Annotated in this window: 18 protein-coding genes; 13 read left to right on the forward strand and 5 right to left on the reverse strand. The window is 58.2% G+C overall.

Going from position 1 to position 20,000, the window contains the following annotated elements:
* Positions 1 to 26 precede the first annotated feature (26 nt).
* From kynU to CLV87_RS09865, 8 genes are all read left to right on the forward strand, one after another.
* Positions 27 to 1,211, forward strand: a complete 1,185-nt coding sequence (kynU, locus tag CLV87_RS09830; RefSeq protein WP_099241524.1) for a kynureninase — start codon at positions 27 to 29, stop codon at positions 1,209 to 1,211.
* Between the two features lie 11 nt (positions 1,212 to 1,222).
* Complete coding sequence (locus CLV87_RS09835) at positions 1,223 to 1,459, forward strand: Lrp/AsnC ligand binding domain-containing protein (protein ID WP_099241522.1); 237 nt, start codon at positions 1,223 to 1,225, stop codon at positions 1,457 to 1,459.
* Between the two features lie 3 nt (positions 1,460 to 1,462).
* The gene (locus tag CLV87_RS09840) at positions 1,463 to 1,870 is read left to right on the forward strand and encodes an acyl-CoA thioesterase (protein WP_099241520.1); all 408 of its coding nucleotides are present in this window, start codon (positions 1,463 to 1,465) and stop codon (positions 1,868 to 1,870) included.
* Positions 1,867 to 2,268: a RidA family protein gene (locus CLV87_RS09845; protein WP_099241519.1), complete on the forward strand. Its 402-nt coding sequence runs from the start codon at positions 1,867 to 1,869 to the stop codon at positions 2,266 to 2,268. The genes CLV87_RS09840 and CLV87_RS09845 overlap by 4 nt, the downstream gene beginning before the upstream one ends.
* A 225-nt stretch (positions 2,269 to 2,493) precedes the next feature.
* A complete protein-coding gene (locus CLV87_RS09850; protein ID WP_133840744.1) occupies positions 2,494 to 2,862 on the forward strand; it encodes a helix-turn-helix domain-containing protein in 369 nt (122 codons plus the stop codon).
* Positions 2,863 to 2,907: 45 nt separating this feature from the next.
* Entirely contained in the window at positions 2,908 to 3,609 is a 702-nt protein-coding gene (locus CLV87_RS09855; protein ID WP_099241515.1) for an autoinducer binding domain-containing protein, read from the forward strand.
* 82 nt (positions 3,610 to 3,691) lie between these two features.
* A complete protein-coding gene (locus tag CLV87_RS09860) occupies positions 3,692 to 4,552 on the forward strand; it encodes an acyl-homoserine-lactone synthase (RefSeq protein WP_099241513.1) in 861 nt (286 codons plus the stop codon).
* 189 nt (positions 4,553 to 4,741) lie between these two features.
* Positions 4,742 to 6,361, forward strand: a complete 1,620-nt coding sequence (locus CLV87_RS09865) for a GMC family oxidoreductase (protein WP_099241511.1) — start codon at positions 4,742 to 4,744, stop codon at positions 6,359 to 6,361.
* Between the two features lie 3 nt (positions 6,362 to 6,364).
* Here CLV87_RS09865 and CLV87_RS09870 read toward each other — a convergent pair whose 3' ends face one another.
* Positions 6,365 to 7,837: an ABC transporter substrate-binding protein gene (locus CLV87_RS09870; protein WP_099241509.1), complete on the reverse strand. Its 1,473-nt coding sequence runs from the start codon at positions 7,835 to 7,837 to the stop codon at positions 6,365 to 6,367.
* A gap of 198 nt (positions 7,838 to 8,035) precedes the next feature.
* On the opposite strand from CLV87_RS09870, the gene panB reads away from it, so the two are divergent.
* Both panB and panC read left to right on the forward strand, forming a co-directional pair.
* Complete coding sequence (panB, locus tag CLV87_RS09875) at positions 8,036 to 8,866, forward strand: 3-methyl-2-oxobutanoate hydroxymethyltransferase (RefSeq protein ID WP_099241507.1); 831 nt, start codon at positions 8,036 to 8,038, stop codon at positions 8,864 to 8,866.
* Positions 8,866 to 9,708: a pantoate--beta-alanine ligase gene (gene panC, locus CLV87_RS09880; protein WP_099241505.1), complete on the forward strand. Its 843-nt coding sequence runs from the start codon at positions 8,866 to 8,868 to the stop codon at positions 9,706 to 9,708. Before panB ends, panC begins: the two co-directional genes overlap by 1 nt.
* Positions 9,709 to 9,773: 65 nt before the next feature.
* Here the strand turns inward: panC and CLV87_RS09885 are convergent, their stop codons facing one another.
* Positions 9,774 to 11,051 carry an acetylornithine deacetylase/succinyl-diaminopimelate desuccinylase family protein gene (locus tag CLV87_RS09885; RefSeq protein ID WP_099241503.1) on the reverse strand — a complete coding sequence of 426 codons (1,278 nt, stop codon included), beginning with the start codon at positions 11,049 to 11,051 and terminating at the stop codon, positions 9,774 to 9,776.
* Between the two features lie 51 nt (positions 11,052 to 11,102).
* On the reverse strand, positions 11,103 to 12,059 hold the full coding sequence (locus CLV87_RS09890) for a DUF2125 domain-containing protein (protein ID WP_176555999.1): 957 nt from the start codon (positions 12,057 to 12,059) through the stop codon (positions 11,103 to 11,105).
* Between the two features lie 64 nt (positions 12,060 to 12,123).
* Here CLV87_RS09890 and CLV87_RS09895 point away from each other — a divergent pair, with 64 nt between their 5' ends.
* The 3 genes from CLV87_RS09895 to CLV87_RS09905 all read left to right on the forward strand — a co-directional run bounded on the left by CLV87_RS09895 (position 12,124) and on the right by CLV87_RS09905 (position 16,611).
* Complete coding sequence (locus CLV87_RS09895; RefSeq protein WP_099241499.1) at positions 12,124 to 12,654, forward strand: gamma-glutamylcyclotransferase; 531 nt, start codon at positions 12,124 to 12,126, stop codon at positions 12,652 to 12,654.
* A 66-nt stretch (positions 12,655 to 12,720) separates the two neighbouring features.
* Complete coding sequence (locus CLV87_RS09900) at positions 12,721 to 13,896, forward strand: biopolymer transporter ExbB (RefSeq protein ID WP_099241497.1); 1,176 nt, start codon at positions 12,721 to 12,723, stop codon at positions 13,894 to 13,896.
* A 3-nt stretch (positions 13,897 to 13,899) separates the two neighbouring features.
* Positions 13,900 to 16,611, forward strand: a complete 2,712-nt coding sequence (locus CLV87_RS09905) for a peptidoglycan -binding protein (RefSeq protein WP_099241496.1) — start codon at positions 13,900 to 13,902, stop codon at positions 16,609 to 16,611.
* Here CLV87_RS09905 and CLV87_RS09910 read toward each other — a convergent pair.
* Together CLV87_RS09910 and clpA are read right to left on the reverse strand one after the other, a co-directional pair.
* Entirely contained in the window at positions 16,608 to 17,534 is a 927-nt protein-coding gene (locus tag CLV87_RS09910) for a M23 family metallopeptidase (RefSeq protein ID WP_099244520.1), read from the reverse strand. The genes CLV87_RS09905 and CLV87_RS09910 overlap by 4 nt on opposite strands.
* 32 nt (positions 17,535 to 17,566) lie before the next feature.
* On the reverse strand, positions 17,567 to 19,897 hold the full coding sequence (clpA, locus tag CLV87_RS09915) for an ATP-dependent Clp protease ATP-binding subunit ClpA (RefSeq protein WP_099241494.1): 2,331 nt from the start codon (positions 19,895 to 19,897) through the stop codon (positions 17,567 to 17,569).
* Positions 19,898 to 20,000 lie beyond the last annotated feature (103 nt).

Here is a 20,000-nt window from a genome sequence, read left to right on the forward strand (position 1 = left end):
CTTGCGAGCAAGGAGATCCCTTCAAAATGCTACCGCGCAAAGACCTGTTCGATATCCCCGAGGGGGTGATCTATCTTGATGGCAATTCCTTAGGGGCCATGCCCAAGGCGGCGCAGGCCCGCGCCAGTCAGGTGATCACACAGGAATGGGGCAAAGAGCTGATCAAGGCCTGGAACACGGCAGATTGGATGGCCTTGCCGCAAAAGGTTGGTGATCGGATCGCCGGTTTGATCGGGGCCCCGGCGGGTTCTGTGGCCACCGGCGATACCCTGTCGATTAAGGTCTATCAGGCGGTCGCAGCCGCGCTGCGTATGCGGCCGGATCGTCGAGTTATCCTGTCTGATAATGGCAATTTTCCCACTGACCTCTACATGGCGCAGGGGCTGATCGACACCATCGACAAAGGCTATGAGCTGCGCACACCTGCGCCCGAGGACGTTCTGGCGGCAATCAGTGATGACGTGGCTGTCGTCATGCTGACCCAGGTCGATTACCGCACAGGTCGGATGCATGACATGCAGGCGATCACCAAGGCCGCGCAGGCCGCCGGTGCCGTGATGATCTGGGATCTTGCCCATAGCGCGGGTGCGGTTCCGGTCGATATGACCGGATCAAACGCAGAGTTCGCGGTGGGCTGCACCTATAAATACCTCAACGGCGGGCCGGGTTCACCTGCGTTCATCTATGCGCGCCCCGACATCGTGAACCAGATCGAACCGGCTTTGGCCGGGTGGCTGGGCCATGACGCGCCCTTTGCCATGGAGTTGGGCTATCGCCCGGCCATGTCCACCGAGCGCCTGCGCGTTGGCACGCCGCCAATCGTGCAATTGTCCCTTTTGGACGCGGCACTGGACGCCTGGGAGGGCGTTGACATGGCGGAGCTGCGCGCAGCTTCGATTGAGCTGTCCGAGCTGTTCATAAAAGAGGTCGAGAGCCGCTGCCCGCAGTTGAAACTCGCCTCACCTTGCGACCCAGAAACGCGCGGCTCGCAGGTCTCCTTTGCCTTTGACCATGGCTATGCGGCGATGCAGGCCTTGATTGATCGCGGCGTGATCGGCGATTTCCGGGCCCCTGACATCATGCGCTTTGGCTTCACTCCACTGTACCTGGATAAGGATGACATTATCGCCGCCGCCGAGGTGATTGCCGATGTGATCGGGAATGACCTTTGGGACGATCCCAAATATCAGACCAAATCCCGCGTGACCTGAGGGCGACGACCATGACCTGTCTCTTTGTCCAAATCCGCTGTCGCCCCGGCACCGCCTATGCGGTGGCCGACCAGATCGGGCTGCGTGAAATCCATTCCGAGCTTTATTCCACCAGCGGCGAATATGACCTGCTGCTCAAACTCTATGTGCCAGAGGGTCAGGATATTGGTCGTTACATCAATGAAAACCTGTTGGATATCGACGGGATCGAACGCACCTATACCACCCAGACCTACAAAGCCTTTTGACCCATGCATTTTCACTTCCCTCAAAAAGTGCTGTTCAAACATTGCGACCCGGCGGGGATCGTTTTCTATCCGCGCTTTTTCGAAATGATCAATGATGCGGTCGAGGCGATGTTCAGTGATGCCCTGCGCTGGCCTTTTGAAGAGATCCACCCGGATCAAGGCGTGCCAACGGCGTCTATCTCGGTCCAGTTCAAAGCCCCTTGTCGCCACGGCGATCAGCTGGTCCTGGCGGTCGAGATCAAAGCGATTGGCACGTCCAGCTTGACTCTGAGAACACGCGCAACCGCGCAAGATCAGCTTCGGTTCGAGGCAGATCACACCTTGGTCTGTGTTGGGGCGGATGGGCGACCCACTGCCTGGCCTGATGATATGCGGCACAAGATAACCGGCTTGATGGAGGGCCGCACATGAAACCAGTGACAATTCACCCCGAAGGATGGGCCCCGGCGCTGGGCTATGCAAATGGTATGCTGATGCCCGACGGCACCCTGCATATCGGCGGTCAGATTGGTTGGGACAAGGACAAAGTCTTTGTCCCGGGTGGCTTTATCCCACAAATGGAACAGGCCCTGAACAATATCGCGGACATCGTGCGCGCAGCGGGTGGGGATGTGGCCGATATTGGTCGCCTGACCTGGTTCGTCAAAGACAAAGACGAATACGCCGCCCATCAGCGCGAAGTTGGGCAGGCTTATCGGCGCGTGTTCGGTAAACATTTTCCGGCCATGTCGATGTTGATCGTTAAGGATCTCGTCGAAGATCAGGCCCTGATCGAGATCGAAGCCACCGCCTATATCGCGAAGTCATAGGGCGGGACCCATTAATCTGCCTAGAAAATCAGGACCACCTGGTCGAAATCCTGCCCAACCGGGTCGACTCTGGCGACAAGATTGGGCGGGGTTAACTACTTTTAGTTGCGCCGTGACGTGACATGAAGTTAAGTAAACCAAGCGCAAAACGCCTCCGACTCCGAGTCGCATTGTTGGGCTTTAGATGCGCGACAGCACAGTGTGGGCCGGGCAGAGAAGTCAGATATGACCAATATTGATGTTCTTCTGGGGAGAGGGATCGCAGATCAGAGGCGTCTATTGGGGCTGTCTCGGGCTGAACTGGCCCGCAAGCTTCATGTTTCGGAACAAACCGTCTCGGCCCTGGAAGAGGGCCAGCGCCGGGCAGATGCCAAACAACTGTTTCAAATCGCCGACATTTTGGGAATAGATATTCCGGTTTTGTTCACCGGTGTATCAGATGAGCCGTTTGAAATGCCAAAGCTGGCCTCGCCTTTTGGGCAAGAGGCGGATACACTTCTCCACCAGTATGAAGCGCTTTCATTTGGGCATCGCTCGGCTGTCTATGCATTCCTGGTGGCTTCTCAGACACAGAACAAGGAACGCCCTTGCTAAGAGCCCTACCCATTTGTGCCAATCTTGTTGGCAGAAAGGTTCGCAGTGACGGTTATTGACCTGAGCAAACAGCCCAATGCAGACAGTGATCTCAGATTATTCCTGGACACGGTCTGTGAAACGCATGAGCTGGATTTTGCAGCTTATGCCGGGGTCAATCCGATTGCTCAGACAGTTCATGGGTTTGTGAATTACCCGGATGAATGGCAAAAACTCTATGTCGAACAAGGGTTTCAGCACCGTGATCCAACTCTGTTGACGGCGGCACGCAGCATTGCCCCCGTCGATTGGGTGCGGCTGCGCCAAGAGGATAGTTTCCGCACGCTCTTTCGCGCGGCCCATGATTTTGGCATTGCGGAACAGGGGCTGACAATTCCTGTGCGCGGGCCATATGGCGATATCGGTTTGTTCAGTGTCACCCGCAACTGTTCTGACAAGGAATGGGGTTTGCTCAAAAAGAAGATCTTGGGCGAGATGCAGCATCTGGCCGTTCACTTGCACGATAACGTTGTGCGCAGCCATGCGCTTACACGCGCATTGACAAGCCCGTCTCTTTCCGCCAGAGAAACCGAAATTCTGCAATGGGTGGCTGCGGGCAAAACTCAGCAGGATGTCGCTGACATTCTGAACATCTCCAACCGCACGGTTGAGGTGCATCTGCGATCCAGCCGCTCAAAACTGGGGGCGCTGACCACATCGCAGGCTGTCGGGCGTGCCATCGGACTAGGCCTTATTCACCCAAATTAACCTTTCTACGGGATTTCCCTAATAGAAGGTATATCTCAAATCATGGTCAACTTTTCCACGGATAGGGTAGTGGAGAAGAACCATGATCATAGTAGTTGATGGGTTAAACCGGGACCGGTACGGCCGGCTTCTCGATGAGATGTTTGCTTTGCGTGCACGCGTGTTTGGTAAACGTTTGGGCTGGGAAGTCGACATCAAGGATGGCAAGGAAATCGACCAGTTCGATGCGCTTGATCCGGCTTATGTCATCGGGGTGAATGACAATGGCAAGGTCGTGTCTTGTGTGCGTGCCTTGCAAACCACCGGACCGCATATGTTGTCAGATGTGTTTTCTGCGATTTTGGACGGGGATCAGCCGCTGCGCAGCCCGACAATCTGGGAATCGACACGGTTTTGTGTGGATACAGAGGCTTTGGATCGCGGCAAGACCCGCAATTCGGTCAGCTATGCCACCTGCGAGCTAATGGCGGCCTCATTGGAATATGCACAAGAGTCTGGGATTTCTGACATTGTCACCGTGATCGATCCGATCATGGATCGCGTGCTGAAACGCTCTGACTGCGCCCCTTATGGCTATGTTGGCAAGACAACTCCGATGGGCAAAGTGCCAGCCATGGCGGCCCTCTTGGATTGCAGCGATGAACGGATCGAGAAAATCCGCAATTTCGCAGGCATCGAGGGCAATGTTTTTATGGATGAGGACGCGGCGGCTGCCTTGGCAGATCCGGTCGCGCCCGAAATCGATCATAGCCTGTTTGACGCCATTATGTCCGCTGGCCCGCAGCCGGATGCGGAAACGCGCAATATGCTCGAACAATATTGCCATGACCAAGCTTCGGCAGCGCAATCGCGGGATGAACTACACGCGGCCAATCGCTTGGCCGGGGTGCTGTTCGAGGCAGGGATGATCAATCGCCGCAAACCCAAGTTCTTTGTTTGTTAATGGGGTTTGACACCCGATTTTCTCGAAAATCTTTCGCTTTAGAGTAAGCGGATCAAAGGGGCTCTGGGTGACCAGAGCCCCTTTTACCTTGGTTGGTAAACCTGGCTCAACTTTCGCTCCGAGGTGATTTGTCTCGGTTGACCTTGACGGCAAATGCGCCTTCTATCTTCGGCGGGAGGGCCAGAGGCTATGAGTGAAAACAACCGCTTGGACGGGGAATACGATTACATCATCGTTGGTGCCGGGACAGCAGGCTGCGTTCTGGCCAATCGGTTGACGCAAGATCCCAAAACCCGTGTCCTGCTGCTCGAGGCGGGGAAATCCGACAATTACCATTGGGTGCATATCCCGGTCGGTTACCTCTACTGCATTGGCAACCCCCGTACGGATTGGATGATGAAAACTGCACCGGAACCGGGGCTAAACGGGCGGGCGCTGGTCTATCCACGTGGCAAGGTTCTGGGTGGCTGCACCTCGGTCAATGGTATGATCTATATGCGCGGCCAAGCGGCGGATTATGACCAGTGGCGGCAGCTGGGCAATACCGGCTGGGGCTGGGATGATGTGCTACCCTATTTCCTCAAATCCGAAGATCACCACGGCGGCGACAGTGATATGCATCGCGGTGGCGGCGAATGGAAAGTCAGCACGCAACGGCTGGAATGGGACATTTTGCGCGCGGTTCAGGAAGGGGCCAAGGAGTTTGGCATTCAGCCCCGCGCTGATTTCAATGACGGCAATAACGAAGGTTCCGGCTTTTTTGAGGTCAATCAAAAGGCCGGGGTGCGCTGGAACACCTCCAAAGCCTTTTTGCGCCCGGCGATGAAACGGTCAAACCTGCGGGTGGTGACCGAGGCGCATACCGAAACCCTGATGATCGAGGGCAAACGCGTGAGTGGTGTGGTCTATCACCACAAAGGCCAGCGGATTGAGGCACGTGCAAAGGGTGAAGTGTTGTTGGCAGCTGGTGCGATCAACACACCGAAACTGTTGGAACTGTCGGGCATCGGCAATCCCGATGTGCTGTCGCATTTCGGCATCGAAACCCGGCATGAGCTGCGCGAAGTTGGCGAGAACCTGCAAGATCACCTGCAAATCCGCACAGTCTTTAAGGTCAAGAACGCCAAAACCCTCAATACCATGGCCAACAGCCTGTTGGGCAAGGCCAGGATCGGGTTGCAATACGCGCTGAGCCAATCCGGCCCCATGTCCATGGCCCCAAGCCAATTTGGCATGTTCACCAAATCCGACCCGTCCAAAGACACGCCGGATCTGGAATATCACGTCCAACCCCTGTCGACGGACAGGTTGGGCGACCCTCTGCACCCTTTCCCGGCGATCACAATGTCAGTTTGCAATTTGCGCCCTGAAAGCCGGGGGGATTGCCATATCCAAAGCCGGGATTTGGAGCAGCAACCCCATATACGGTTGAATTACCTTTCAGCAGAAGCGGATAAAACGGTCGCTCTTGCCTCGGTCAAACAAGCGCGCGAGATCATGACAGCCAAGGCGCTGGCGCAATATGAACCCAAAGAGATTTTGCCAGGACCTGAGGTTGCCTCAGATGCTGACCTGCTAGAGGCAATTGGTGATATCGGTACGACGATTTTCCACCCGGTCAGCACGTGCCGCATGGGGGTGGATGACGGGGCAGTTGTGGACCCCGAACTGCGTGTACGCGGGATGGCGGGGCTGCGCATTGTCGATGCGTCTATCATGCCGCGCATCACGTCGGGCAACACCGCCTCGCCTGTGATCATGATTGCGGAAAAGGCGGCGGACATGATCCGCGCCGCCGCCCGTTCCTAAGCTTTACTCAGTCCAGCGTACGCCAGTCAGGTCGGTGGCCTGCGTTGGCTGGTTCAACCACAAACCTTCCAGCCGCGCATCTGCTACGGTTGGATAGGCGAGCTGGAACAGGTAGCCGTTGACGTAATCCTCGGAGATGATTGTTTGCGCCTTGGCCAGCAGATCTTGGCGCGCGGTTTGATCCGTGGTGCCGGTCAATTCGCCCATCAGGTCCTGGAACGCTTTGTTATCATACTGGAAATAGTATTCCGGCCGCGCATAGATGCCGATGTCAAACGGTTCGGTATGGCTGACAATGGTCAGGCCGAAATCCTTGCCACGGAACACCTCTTCGAGCCATTGCGCCCATTCCAGATTGGAAATCTCGGTCTGAATACCGACTTCGCGCAGCTGCGCCGCGATGATTTCGCCGCCGCGACGGGCATATGAGGGGGGCGGCAGTTTCAGCGTGGTGGTGAACCCATCCGGGAAACCAGCCTCGGCCAGCAGTGCCTTGGCCTTGGCCGGGTCATAACCAGAATTGCCGGTCAGATCGACATAGGCCGGGTTATGGGGGGCGAAATGGCTGCCAATCGGCGTGCCAAGGCCAAACATGGCTCCATCAATTATGTCCTGACGGTTGATGGCATGGGCAATCGCCTGACGCACCTTCACATTGTCCAGAGGCGCCTGAAGGTTATTGGTCGACAGAATCGTCTCACCCTCGGTGGAACCGACCAGAACCTGGAACCGGGGATCGGCCTCGAATTGTGGCAGGTTCTCCGGGGCGGGGTATCCAGCAAAAGCGTCAATATCCTGCGCCATCATGGCGGCAAAGGCGGCGGTCGGGTCCGAGATGAACTTGAAGGTCGCGGAGGTCAGCGCTGGTTTCTCACCCCAGTAATCGGCATTCTGCGCCAGTGAGATGCTGTCACCCTGCTTCCATTCAACAAATTTGAACGGACCGGTGCCGATCGGGGTCTGCTTGATCCCCTCAATGCTTTCGGGCGCAACGATCACTGCGTCGCCCCAGGCCATATTGAACAGGAAATTCCCGTCCGGCTGTGCCAGTGTGACCTCGACCGTCTGCGGATCAACCACGTTGACATCCGCGATGCCCGCGAACAGGGCTTTTTGTGCATTGGTGCTATCTTCGGCGCGGGCGCGATCGAGCGAGAATTTCACATCCTCGGCGGTCATCTCGCTGCCGTCATGAAACTGGACACCAGAGCGCAGCGCAAAAGTATAGGTCTGCCCATCCTCGCTGATCGCCCAGCTTTCCGCCAGGCCGGGCACCACGGCACCAGTCTCGGTAAAGCGGGTCAGACCTTCGAAAACGTTGGAATAAAGCACGCTGTCAATCGCCCCGGCAGCGGCCGATGTCGGGTCCAGATGCGGTGGTTCTAGCTGAATGGCGATGGTCAGATCGGTCTGCTGCGCGGCGGCGGCAGTGGCCAGAAAGCTGGTGGCCAAAAGCATGTTGCGGAACTGTTTCATAAGGGTCTCCCTGCGGCAAAGGCGCTGTTTCAAGTTTTGCCGCAACCCACGCGGTAATCAAGCACACAGTTGACGATGGTGAAGTGTGATAGCGTCAGACATCGCCGTGACGCGGCGCGGGTTGCACAAATCTTTGCTGGTTCTGCAACGCAGCAAATGCTACACCCGCGCAACTTTATTGCGTGGAGGACGCGAGAAATGAGCGCGACTGCAAAGAAAAAAGCGCCAATGCCTGATGACATCCGGGCGCGCAAAGGCGGTGAGCCGCTGGTCAGTTTGACAGCCTACACAACGCAAATGGCCGAGTTGATGGATGCGCATTGCGACTTTGTTCTGGTCGGTGACAGTGTCGGCATGGTGTTGCACGGGCTGCCCAGCACACTGGGCGTGACCATGGAAATGATGATCTTGCACGGGCAGGCGGTGGCGCGTGGGCTGAAAACGGCCATGATGGTCGTGGACATGCCCTTTGGCTCATATGAGGAAAGTCCGGAACAGGCCTTCCGAAATGGCGCGCTTCTGATGGCCGAAACCGGCGCTGCGGCGGTCAAGCTGGAAGGCGGGCGTCACATGGCCGAAACCATCGCCTTTCTCGTGGCGCGCGGCGTGCCAGTGATGGCGCATATTGGGCTGACCCCGCAATCGATCAACACTCTGGGCGGTTACAAAGTGCAGGGGCGCGGGGATGCGGCGGCTGAGCTGATGGCCGATGCCCAGGCGGTGGCCGAGGCCGGGGTGTTCAGCGTTGTTCTCGAGAAAGTACCAGCCAATCTGGCGGATGAGGTCACGGCGGCGATTGCCATTCCGACAATCGGAATTGGGGCGTCGGCCGGCTGTGACGGGCAAATCCTGGTGGTGGATGATATGATCGGCATGTTCACGGCCTTTAAGGCGAAATTCGTCAAACGCTATGCCAATTTGGGTGAACAGGCCGAGGCGGCCTTTGCCGATTATGCCCGCGAAGTCCGCGCCCGCGAATTTCCGGCAGCGGAACATATCTTTGCCGACCAAGCCCCGGAGAAAAAGTAATGATCCCTGACATCATTCGCACCAAGGCCGAACTGCGCGCGCGGGTCGCGGATTGGAAGGCCGCTGGCGAAACCGTAGGCGTGGTCCCAACCATGGGGGCGTTGCATCAGGGGCATCTGAGCCTTGTGCGCGCAGCAGAAGAAAACTGTGATCGGGTGATCGTGACGATCTTTGTGAACCCAAAACAGTTCAACAATCCAGAAGATCTGGAAAATTACCCGCGCACCGAAGAAGAGGACGCCAAGAAGCTGGCGCATCATCGGGTGGACATGGTCTATGTGCCAGGTCCTGAAGAGATCTATCCCGAAGGGTTTGCTACCACAGTGTCTGTCTCCGGGCTGACCGATGTGCTCTGCGGCGCGCACCGGCCCGGGCATTTTGACGGGGTAGCGACGGTTGTGACCAAGCTCTTTACCCAAACGCGCGCTGATCAGGCGTTTTTTGGTGAAAAGGACTTTCAGCAGTTGCAGGTCGTAACGCGCATGGCGGCGGATCTGGATCTGATGACCGAAGTCGTCGGCTGCCCGACCATTCGTGAAGAGGATGGTTTGGCCATGTCGTCGCGCAACTTGCTGTTGTCGGACCGTGCGCGGATCAAGGCACCTGTGTTGAATGAAGCCATGGAAGAGATGGCCGAAGGATTGCGCGCGGGGGGCGAGGCGCATGAATTGCGAGTTGAAGCGCGCAAGAAAATCCTCGCCGCCGGATTTACCGAGGTCGAATATCTGGACCTGCGGGCCTGTGACGATCTATCCGTTCTGGACACCCCCACCCGCCCGGCGCGTCTGTTGGCAGCGGCGTGGTTGGCCGGGGTGCGTCTGATCGACAATATCGCTGTGTGACGGAATGGCGGGGACGCTGTTTCAGCAAGCTGAAAGGCGCCCCACCCGCCATCCCGTAGGGCAACTCAACGCGGCAAAAGCAGTTTTTCCAAACTGCGCCCCATGACCTTGGCACTGTCCATCATATCGTCGACGGTGATGAACTCATCCGGTTTATGGGCCATTTCAAGGTCACCGGGCCCGTAGGCGATGCAATTTTTCAGCTTGCCGATCCGGTCGATATGTTTCTGGTCATAGCTACCGGGCGAGGCGACATAGATCGGGTCCTGGCCCAGCACATCGTGAATGGCCCCATGAACCGTGGTCACCACCGGGGCGTCCTTGGCGGTCATTGACGGGATCACACGGTTGATTTCACGCAGGCTGTAGTCAAACCCGGGCCGCGTGGCTTTGAGATGCTCGAGCAGTTCGACAATCTCGGTCTGTGTCGCGTCCAACCCCTCTTCGATCAGGAAACGTCGGTCGATGACGATCCGGCAACTGTCAGGCACGCAATGGGAGGGCAGGCCGGTGTAATCTGCGGGTTGTTCCGGTTGTCCGCCATGGATTGAATTGATGTTCATTGTGGATTGGCGTGCGCCTTCGGGGATCACCGGCATTTCGGTATATCGCGCGGCCATGGCCGGGAAGAGCTTTTGCTCGAACAGGTCCAGCACCGCCGCCATATGGCGAACGGCGCAATCGCCGAGAAAGGGCATACAGCCATGGGCAATCTCGCCCTTGGTTTCGATCTCGGCCCACCAGCCGCCGCGATGGCCAAGACAAATGCAATCATGCCCCAGAGGTTCGGGGATGATCACGTGTTGCACGCGGGAGGGATCAAAGAACCCTTTTTCGGCCAGATAGGCGACGCCGCCATAGCCGCCGGATTCCTCATCAGCCGTACCGCTGATTTCAACCGCCCCGTGGAAATCCGGGTTTTGCTCAAGAAAAGCCTCAGCCGCAATGATAGAGGCGGCCAACCCGCCCTTCATATCACATGCCCCGCGACCATAGACCCGACCATCTTCCAGCTCGGCCCCAAAGGGATCGCGAGTCCAGCCCTGGCCGACTTCGACCACATCCGTATGCGAGTTGAAATGCACGCAATCGCCGGGCCGCGTGCCTTCGCGTCGGGCGATGATATTCCAGCGCGGGTATGTATCACTATCACCGGGCGCGCCCTCGGCCCGGATCAACTGGCAATCAAACCCCTTTGGTTTCAATCTTTTTTCGAGGTAGTCGCAAATCTCACGGTAATTTTCACCCGGCGGGTTCAGCGTCGGAATGCGGATCAGATCCTGCAGCAGCGCGACCATGTCGTCGCGCTTGAGCTCAATACGATGGAGAAGGGCAAAACTCATGCGCCGAGTGTTGCCGCGTTTTTAAGCGGGTGCAAGCCTGCCCGTGTTATGTCAGGGAATTTGAAACCGGGGTGCCTGCCCAAGCGGCAAAAGCCCCAGCGCCATCTCGCCATTATTGATATGAAAAGGCAGGTCCAGCGTGTCGGCGCGCCCCTTGAGCCCAGCCACCAGGGACAGGCCCTGAACCAATGTTTCCATCATGCCGCCGGGCAGATGATCGTTCAGCCGTGCCTGTTCCAGCGCCTCTTGCCAATTCACCGCGCGCAAGGTGAGCTCGCCGTCACCCAGCCCACTGGCCGAGACATCCAGCTTGCCCGCCATTTCCAATTCCAGACCATCTAGCTGGTAGGACAGCTGTTTCAGGTCGATATGTGTGGGCTGCGGACGGGCCATTTCCACTGAGGCCAGCGACCAATCCTGATCAAATTGCACCAAGGCATTGAGTTTCGCGTTACTTGCCCGCCCGTCATTGACCACGGCGAGTCCGGTGGCGTTTTGCGCAATCGCTTCGGCCAAAACGGCCAGTTGATAGAGTTGCTCATCCTGCCGTAAAAACGCCGCTGTCGTCGTGGCCAGCGCGATCCCGTCCCAATTCAGGGTCTCGGCTTCGGCGTTTAGCCGTTCAATCCGACCCTCTTCAAACACCACGCTGGCGCGCAAACCGTCGCTGGTGATCTCATGCTGTTTGCCTTGATAGGACAGGGTTTGTTGATCCGGGAAAATCAAAATGTGATGGTCGCGATCATAGCTCAGTGACAGGATCTGGAAAAACGCGGCCTCCCAAACCATGTTGGAATTGGGATCAGCCAGGGACAGATCGGTCAGGGTGACGTCCAGCCGATTGGGAAAGCCCCGGACGGAAATATCGGAATACTCGGCGACCCAGCCATCTGCGCGCCGATCCCCTAACCAGGCCTCGACCTGCCCGCGTGTTGCACTGGCCTGCCAAAACCACCAGCCCGACCAGACCAGAGTCACAAAAACCACGCCCAAGATCAACCGTTTCACCTGCGCCCCCCTTTTCCTGACCTGCGCAATCGTGTTTACAGCGGCCAAGGGATAAGGACCAGACATGACACTTTGGGTATTTGGATATGCATCGCTGCTGTGGAACCCGGGCTTTGAGGTTGTCGAAAGCCAACCGGCGCGACTAAGCGGATATGCGCGCAGTTTCTGTATGTATTCGATCCACCATCGCGGCACCGAGGAAAAGCCAGGCTTGGTCCTGGCCTTGGACGAACATGCCGAGACATCGTGTGATGGCTTGGCCCTGCGCGCGGCCCCGGGGACAGAAGAGCAGGCTCTGGACTATCTGCGCGAACGCGAATTGGTGTCTGCCGCCTATCTGGAGCGTGTTTTGCCTGTAAATCTGGGCGATGGCCGCCGGGTCGATGCCGTGTCTTATGTGATAGACCCCGATCACGTCCAATATACCGGCGCGCTTAGTCTGGAAGAGCAGGCGCAGATCATCGCGCAGGCCCATGGCGGGCGCGGGCCGAACTGTGATTATCTCTACAACACTGCCGCGCATTTGGACGAATTGGGCGTGCCTGACGCCGATTTGCACTGGTTGACAGAGCGGGTCAAAGCCTTGCGCGCATAACCACTTGGCGAAACGGTTGCAAAAGCTTAGGCTCTAGCCAAAGCAAAACAACGTGTCAGGTGTCCGATGGACCAGCCCGACCTCGAGGCCGAGCCGCATTTCTCTCAACCCGTCCGTCAGGTCTTTATGATGCTGTCGGTTTTGGGCCTATCCATTGCTGGGGCCGTTTTGGCCTTGCCGCGCGTCTTGCCGGTGTTCGAGGCCAACCCCTATCTGAACGGGTTTATCCTGTTCGTCTTTGTGATCGGGGTGCTGGCCTGTTTCTGGCAGGTCGCGCAATTGATGACCTCCGTACGCTGGATTTTGAATTTTGCCCGTCCGGGTGATCAGGGGTTGCGCGCCAAGGCTCCGCAGCTTTTGGCCCCTCTGGCAACGCTTCTTGGCCGCCATGATCGGCGCATGCAGATCAACACCACCTCGACCCGCTCGATCCTGGATTCGGTTGCGACCCGGATCGACGAGGCGCGCGAGATTACGCGTTACATCGTGTCCTTGCTGATCTTCCTTGGCCTGCTCGGCACTTTTTACGGGTTGGCGACAACGGTTCCGGCCCTGGTCGACACGATCCGTGGCCTTGCTCCGCAAGAGGGGGAAGAAGGTGTCGCGGTGTTCAACCGCCTTATGACCGGGCTGGAAAGCCAGCTGGGCGGTATGGGTGTGGCCTTTGCCTCCTCCCTGCTGGGGTTGGCCTGTTCGCTGATTGTTGGTCTGCTGGAACTCTTTGCCGGCCACGGGCAAAACCGCTTTTACCGCGAGCTTGAGGAATGGCTGAGCTCAATCACCAAGCTTGGCTTTTCCGCCGATGGCGACGGGCCCGATCTGGGCGCGGCGGGCGTTGTGCTGGACCAAATGGCCGAGCAGATGGAACGGCTGCAACTGCTCTTTGCCCGTTCTGAACAGGGCCGGGCGGATGTGGACAACCGCCTCGCGCAGCTGGCAGATTCGCTGGAACGCATGACCGAACGGATCGAGGCCACCGCCCCCACCGCCAATTCCATGGCGCGCATCGCAGAGGGTCAGGAGCTACTGGCCGAGGCGATCCGTGAAAAGGAAAGCAACGAAGGGCTGGATGCCGAAAGCCGTATGCGCCTGCGCTCGATCGACGTGCAAATGCTGCGTATCCTCGAGGAAATCGCCGCCGGTCGTCAGGAAAGCATGGCCGAGCTACGCACCGATCTTGCCTCGCTTGGGCGCAAGCTGACCCAGGCACAGGCCACCCGCTCCCGTCTGGACGAGGGCTAAGCCATGGCGCTGTCCCGTCGCACCGGTGCCCGGTTCCAGGCCTCTATCTGGCCGGGTTTCGTGGATGCGATGACCGGGCTTTTGCTGGTTCTGACCTTTGTGCTGTCGATCTTTATGGCCGTGCAATTTGTGCTGCGCGAAACCATTTCCGGGCAGGAAACCGAGCTGGATACGCTGGCCTCCGAAGTCGCCGCCTTGGCGCAGGCCTTGGGTGTTCAGGAACGCCGCAACACCGCCCTGAATAACGAGCTGGGCGAATTGCAGGCCACGCTTAGCGATAATGAAACCCGGCTGACCGAACAGGCACAGATCATCTCGGCCCTGACAGCGACCCGCGACCGTCAGGCTGCCGATCTTGCCGCCGCCGCTGATCGGATCGCCAGTTTCGAAGAGCAAGTCGCCGGGCTTCTCAGCGAACGGGACGATCTGACAGCCGCTTTGACCCGGGCGAAATCCCAGATCGATGAACAGGCCGAGGCTGCTTTGTTGGCAGCAGCCAAACGCGAAGCGCTTGAGGCGGTGCTGAAAGACCTTCAGGACAAGAACGCCGCGCAAGAGGCGCAGATTGGCACGCTGACCGGCGAATTGGACGACACCAAAAAGGCGCTGAGCGAAGAGGAAAAACAGCGCTTGGCCGAGGCGCAAACCGCTGATCTCCTCCGCAAACGCCTTGAAGAGGCCGGGGCCGAGCTGACCGCCATGACGCTCGCTTTGGAAGAAGAGCGCAAAAAGGCCGAGGAGACCCTGACCCTGCTCGCCGCCGCCCGCAAGGCTGAGGCGGATTTGAACGCGCAACTGGCGGCCGCGCTTATCGCGGGTCAGACCAAAGCCACCGATTTGCAGGCGCAACTGGATGTGGCCCAGGTCGAAAAGACCCGTCTTGAGGCCGAGTTGGCCCAGCTCAAGGCCGCAGGCAGCGAAGCCGATACGCGCCTGTCACAACTGCAGGCCGATCTTAAGGCAGAGCAAGCCGCGCGCGCAGATGCGGAATCTGCCCTGACAGATGAGCGCGCCGCCCGAACGGATGCCGGGACTGCGCTGGTCGAAGAGCGCAACGCACGTCTGGCCGCCGAGACGGCCCTGGCTGATGAACGCGATGCCCGTGCCAAGGCCGAAGCCGCACTGAAACAGGCAAAACAGGCGGCGACCGCCTCTGAGACCAAGCTGTCAGATCTTTCCGCTCAACTCGCTGCTGCCCTGGCGCGATTGACCGAAGCGGACGCCTTGGAAACAGAACTGACGGCGTTGCAGGCCAAGAACGACAGCCTGAGCGAACAGCTCTCAACCGCAAAAGCACAGGCTGCGGAGGCGGCGTCGGAAATGGCCGTGGCCGTTGAACAGCGCCGTGTTCTGGAGATCGCGGCCAAAGACGCACAGGCGCAATTGGTGGCGGCACAATCCGGGTTGGATGATCTCAAGGCCGAAGCCGCTGATCTTGCCGCCCGGCTGTCCTCGTCAGAAGAGCAAGGTACGGCTGGCGATGCCCGTGTGGCCGAGTTGCAGGGGCAGGTTGCCGGGTTGCAAACCGAATTGGACGCAGCTGTGAAACGCTCGGATGATCGCCAATTGCGCATCGACGCGCTCAGCGCTGAAAACGCCGATTTGACCCAGCAGTTGACCTCGCTCGGAGAGGCAGCCGTGGATCAGGCAGAACTCATTGCGGCGCAAAACCGCGCTGACCGCTTGGCTGCTGAACTGGAAGCGGCCAAAACCCGCGATACCGCACGCGACACTGTCATTGCCGGTCTGAGAAAATCCTTGGCCGAGGCTGAGGCGCGGGCTGTTCAGGTCGAAGATGACAGCCGCTCGCTCGAAGAACGGCTTGCCGCAGCTTTGGCAGCGCGGCTTGAGGCGCAAAGCTCGGTCGAGGATGTGCGCGCCAAACTGGTCGCGGCCCTGGCCGCGCAAAAGGCAGCCGAGGCTGACCTGGAGGCCAGACTGACCGAAGCAGAGGAAAAACAGGTCTTGCTGTCGCAGGCGCAATCGGAATTGGCAGAGAGCACAGACCGCGCCACCAAAGCCGAAAAGCAGGCGGAGTTGCTGAACCAGCAGGTTGCCGCCTTGCGTCAGCAGTTGGGGGAATTGCAGGCGCTCTTGGATGACGCCAAGGTCCGCGATATCGAGGCGCAAGTGCAGTTGCAAAACCTTGGCTCGGAACTGAACGCCGCCGTTGCCCGCCTTGCCGCTGAGGAACGCAAGCGTCGCAAGCTGGAAGAGGCAGAGCGCAAACGTCTGGAAGAAGAGAAAAAGGATCTGGAACGCTATCGGTCCGAGTTCTTTGGTCGCCTGCGCGATGTTGTCGGCACCCGCGAAGGGGTGCGGATCGAAGGCGACCGGTTTGTCTTCTCCTCCGAAGTGCTCTTCCCGCCCGGCGATTCCGAACTCTCTGCCTTGGGTAAGCGCGAGATCGCCAAGGTGGCCAATATCCTGCGTGAGATCTCCAATGAAATCCCCGATGGCATTGATTGGGTGATCCGGGTTGACGGCCATACCGACAATGTCCCGGTCCGCCCCGGTGCAGAATTTGCCGATAACTGGGAACTTAGCCAGGCGCGGGCGCTGTCAGTGGTGCGCGACCTGATCGACTCCTACGGCATCGCGCCTCAGCGGCTGGCGGCCAACGGGTTCGGGCAATACCAGCCGGTCAATCCCGAAAACTCCGCCGAGGCCCGCGCGCAGAACCGCCGGATCGAGCTAAAGCTGACTGAGCGCTAATTCACTGTCACATGAACAAAGCGATGCGCAATCACCTTGCCCTTGCGAGTCAGCAACGCCTCACCCAGATATTCACCCTTGGGCCAACCGCCTGGCGGGGCTTTGCGGCCAAAGGCGCGTAAATGGCTGGCCTGTGGGGATTTTAGCACGATTTCGCGTTCAAAGATCTCACCCTCTGGCCCGCTTGCCGACAGGGTCAGCAGGTCGCCATGTTGGGCATAGGCTGCGTGCATATAGACAACAAGTGGCTGGGTAGAGGCGCTTGTTTCGCGAAAGGCGCCGCCACTGCGCACCTCTTTCAGATCCGGAATGTGGTCTGAAAACCCGGCGGTCATGATCCCGGTTTTGGTATAGGGGATGGGCTCTTGCCAAAGGCTTGTATCCGAGGCCTCACATTGCCCCAATGGGCCGGTTTGAAACGGATCAACCAGCGCCTTGCCCTGAAAAAGCGAAAAATGCAGATGCGGGTGGTTGGTTTGGCCCGACAGACCAACGAAACCTAAAACCTGCCCCTGTTCGACATTTTCGCCAGGTTGAACGGTGATTGAACCCAGTTTCAGGTGGCAATATTGCGTGCGCCAGCCATCTGCATGGGTCACGATCACCGCGTTCCCGCAGGCATTCTGGCTGGTGACACCGCGCATGAGTCGATCATCCGGCATTTCATCGCGGGTTCGAAACACAACGCCATCGGCAGCGGCCAGAACGGCGACGCCCTTGGTGATCTCGTCAAAACTGAGCAGGGCGAAATCCGTGCCCTTATGCCCGTCGCGGCTGTTCAACCCGCAGGCAAAATCGGTCTGTTTGCCTTTGGCCGGGTCGTGATCGACGTAATCCTCGACAAAACAGGTTTCCCCGATAGTGCAGTCCAAAGGAAAACCCAGACGAAACGAGTCCGCCTGGGTTTGATTTGCCAGGAGCATGGCGGCCCCAACGAAGGGCGCACACCAGCGCATCAATCTGCGGTCAGCAGAGGAGGTTTTTTCTTCGAGCTGATCTTGGGCGTTTTTGGCCCTTCGAGGTTCAGCACCAATTCGCCATCTTTGATCGACACCTTGACCAGCCCGCCTTTCATCAGCTTGCCAAATAGCAGCTCTTCGGCGAGGGGCTTTTTGATGTGTTCCTGAATGACGCGACCCAGTGGGCGCGCACCCATTTTGTCATCATAACCCTTATCGGCCAGCCATTCAGCCGCCGGACGGGTCAGTTCAATCGACACACCGCGGTCCATCAGCTGCGCTTCGAGCTGCAGCACGAATTTCTCAACCACCTGCAGGATCACATCCTTGGGCAGCGGTGCAAAGCTGATCACCGCATCCAGTCGGTTGCGGAATTCCGGCGTGAAGGTGCGTTCTATCGCGGCGGTATCCTCACCCTCGCGGCGGTCACGGCCAAAGCCGATGGCGGATTTCGCCTGCTCAGCCGCGCCAGCATTCGAGGTCATGATCAAGATCACATTGCGGAAATCCACCGTGCGTCCATTGTGATCGGTCAGCGTGCCGTGATCCATCACCTGGAGCAGGATGTTGTAAACATCCGGATGCGCCTTTTCGATTTCATCAAGCAGCAGCACGCAATGCGGATGTTGATCGACACCATCGGTCAGTTGGCCACCTTGATCAAAGCCGACATAGCCGGGAGGCGCGCCAATCAGACGCGACACCGCGTGCTTCTCCATATATTCCGACATGTCGAAACGCAGCAGTTCCACACCAAGGTTATCGGCCAATTGCTTGGCGACCTCAGTTTTACCCACACCGGTTGGACCGGCGAACAGGTAGTTGCCGATGGGTTTTTCAGGTTCGCGTAGACCAGCCCGCGCCAATTTGATTGCCGAAGACAGCGCGTCGATGGCGTTGTCCTGACCAAACACCACGCGTTTCAGGGTCTTTTCCAGATCCTTCAGCATCTCGGCATCGTCTTTCGAGACGTTTTTCGGCGGGATGCGCGCGATTTTGGCGACAACGGCCTCAATCTCTTTGGCACCGATGGTTTTGCGTCGTTTGCTTTCGGCCACCAGATGCTGGGCGGCACCAGCCTCATCAATCACATCAATCGCCTTATCCGGCAGCTTGCGGTCATTGATGTAACGCGCCGACAGTTCCACAGCGGATTTGATCGCATCAGCGGTGTATTTTACGCTGTGATGCTCCTCAAAATACGGCTTGAGGCCCTTGAGGATCTTGACGGTGTCGTCAACCGACGGCTCATTCACGTCGATCTTTTGGAAGCGACGCGACAGCGCGCGGTCTTTTTCGAAATGCTGGCGGAACTCTTTGTATGTGGTCGAGCCCATGGTGCGCAGCTTGCCACCCTGCAGGGCTGGCTTCAGCAGATTCGAGGCATCCATCGCCCCGCCAGAGGTCGCGCCAGCGCCGATAACCGTATGAATCTCATCAATGAACAGAACGGCGTCCGGGTGGTCTTCCAACTCGGTCACAACCGCCTTTAGCCGTTCTTCAAAGTCACCGCGATAGCGGGTGCCGGCCAGCAATGCGCCCATATCCAGCGAGTAAATCGTGGTGTTCGACAGCACTTCGGGCGTTTCCCCCGCGACAATTTTGCGTGCCAGACCTTCTGCAATCGCGGTTTTACCCACGCCCGGATCACCCACCAGCAGTGGGTTGTTCTTGCGACGGCGGCAGAGCACCTGAATGCAGCGTTCCACCTCGTGATCACGGCCAATCAGCGGATCAATGTCGCCCTCGCCCGCCTTGACGTTCAGATCGACGCAGTATTTCGCCAGCGCGCTTTCCTTTTCAGCCCCGGCTTGCTGTGGCTCGACCTGCGGCGCTTCTTCCTCTTCTTCGGCACCGGAAACCGGGCGGCTTTCGCCATAGGCCGGGTCTTTGGCGACGCCATGGGCGATGAAATTCACCGCATCATAGCGCGTCATATCCTGTTCCTGCAGGAAATAGGCGGCATTGGATTCGCGCTCGGCAAAGATGGCGACCAGCACATTGGCCCCGGTCACTTCGGTCCGGCCGGAAGATTGCACATGGATCGCCGCGCGCTGGATCACGCGTTGGAAGGCCGCTGTCGGAACCGCTTCTGACCCTTCGATATCGGTCACCAGATTCGCGAGATCCTCATCGACAAACTCCACCAGAGTTTGGCGCAGCTCTTCCGTATCCACGGAACAGGCTTTCATCACACGCGCCGCATCCGGTTCATCAATCAGCGCGAGCAATAAATGCTCAAGCGTTGCGAATTCATGGCTTCGGGAATTGGCCAAGGCCAAAGCTGCGTGGATTGCCTGCTCAAGTGTATTCGAAAATGAAGGCACGGGAGTGCTCCTCTTGTTTGTGCGCTGCCGTTGACCGCCAGCATGTCTTCTTAAGGTTAAAGTTTGGTCGATTACCGCCAAGCTTCAAGTTTTTTCTTTGTCA

It is taken from the genome of Pelagimonas phthalicica (genome assembly GCF_004364805.1).
Lineage (GTDB): Bacteria > Pseudomonadota > Alphaproteobacteria > Rhodobacterales > Rhodobacteraceae > Pelagimonas > Pelagimonas phthalicica.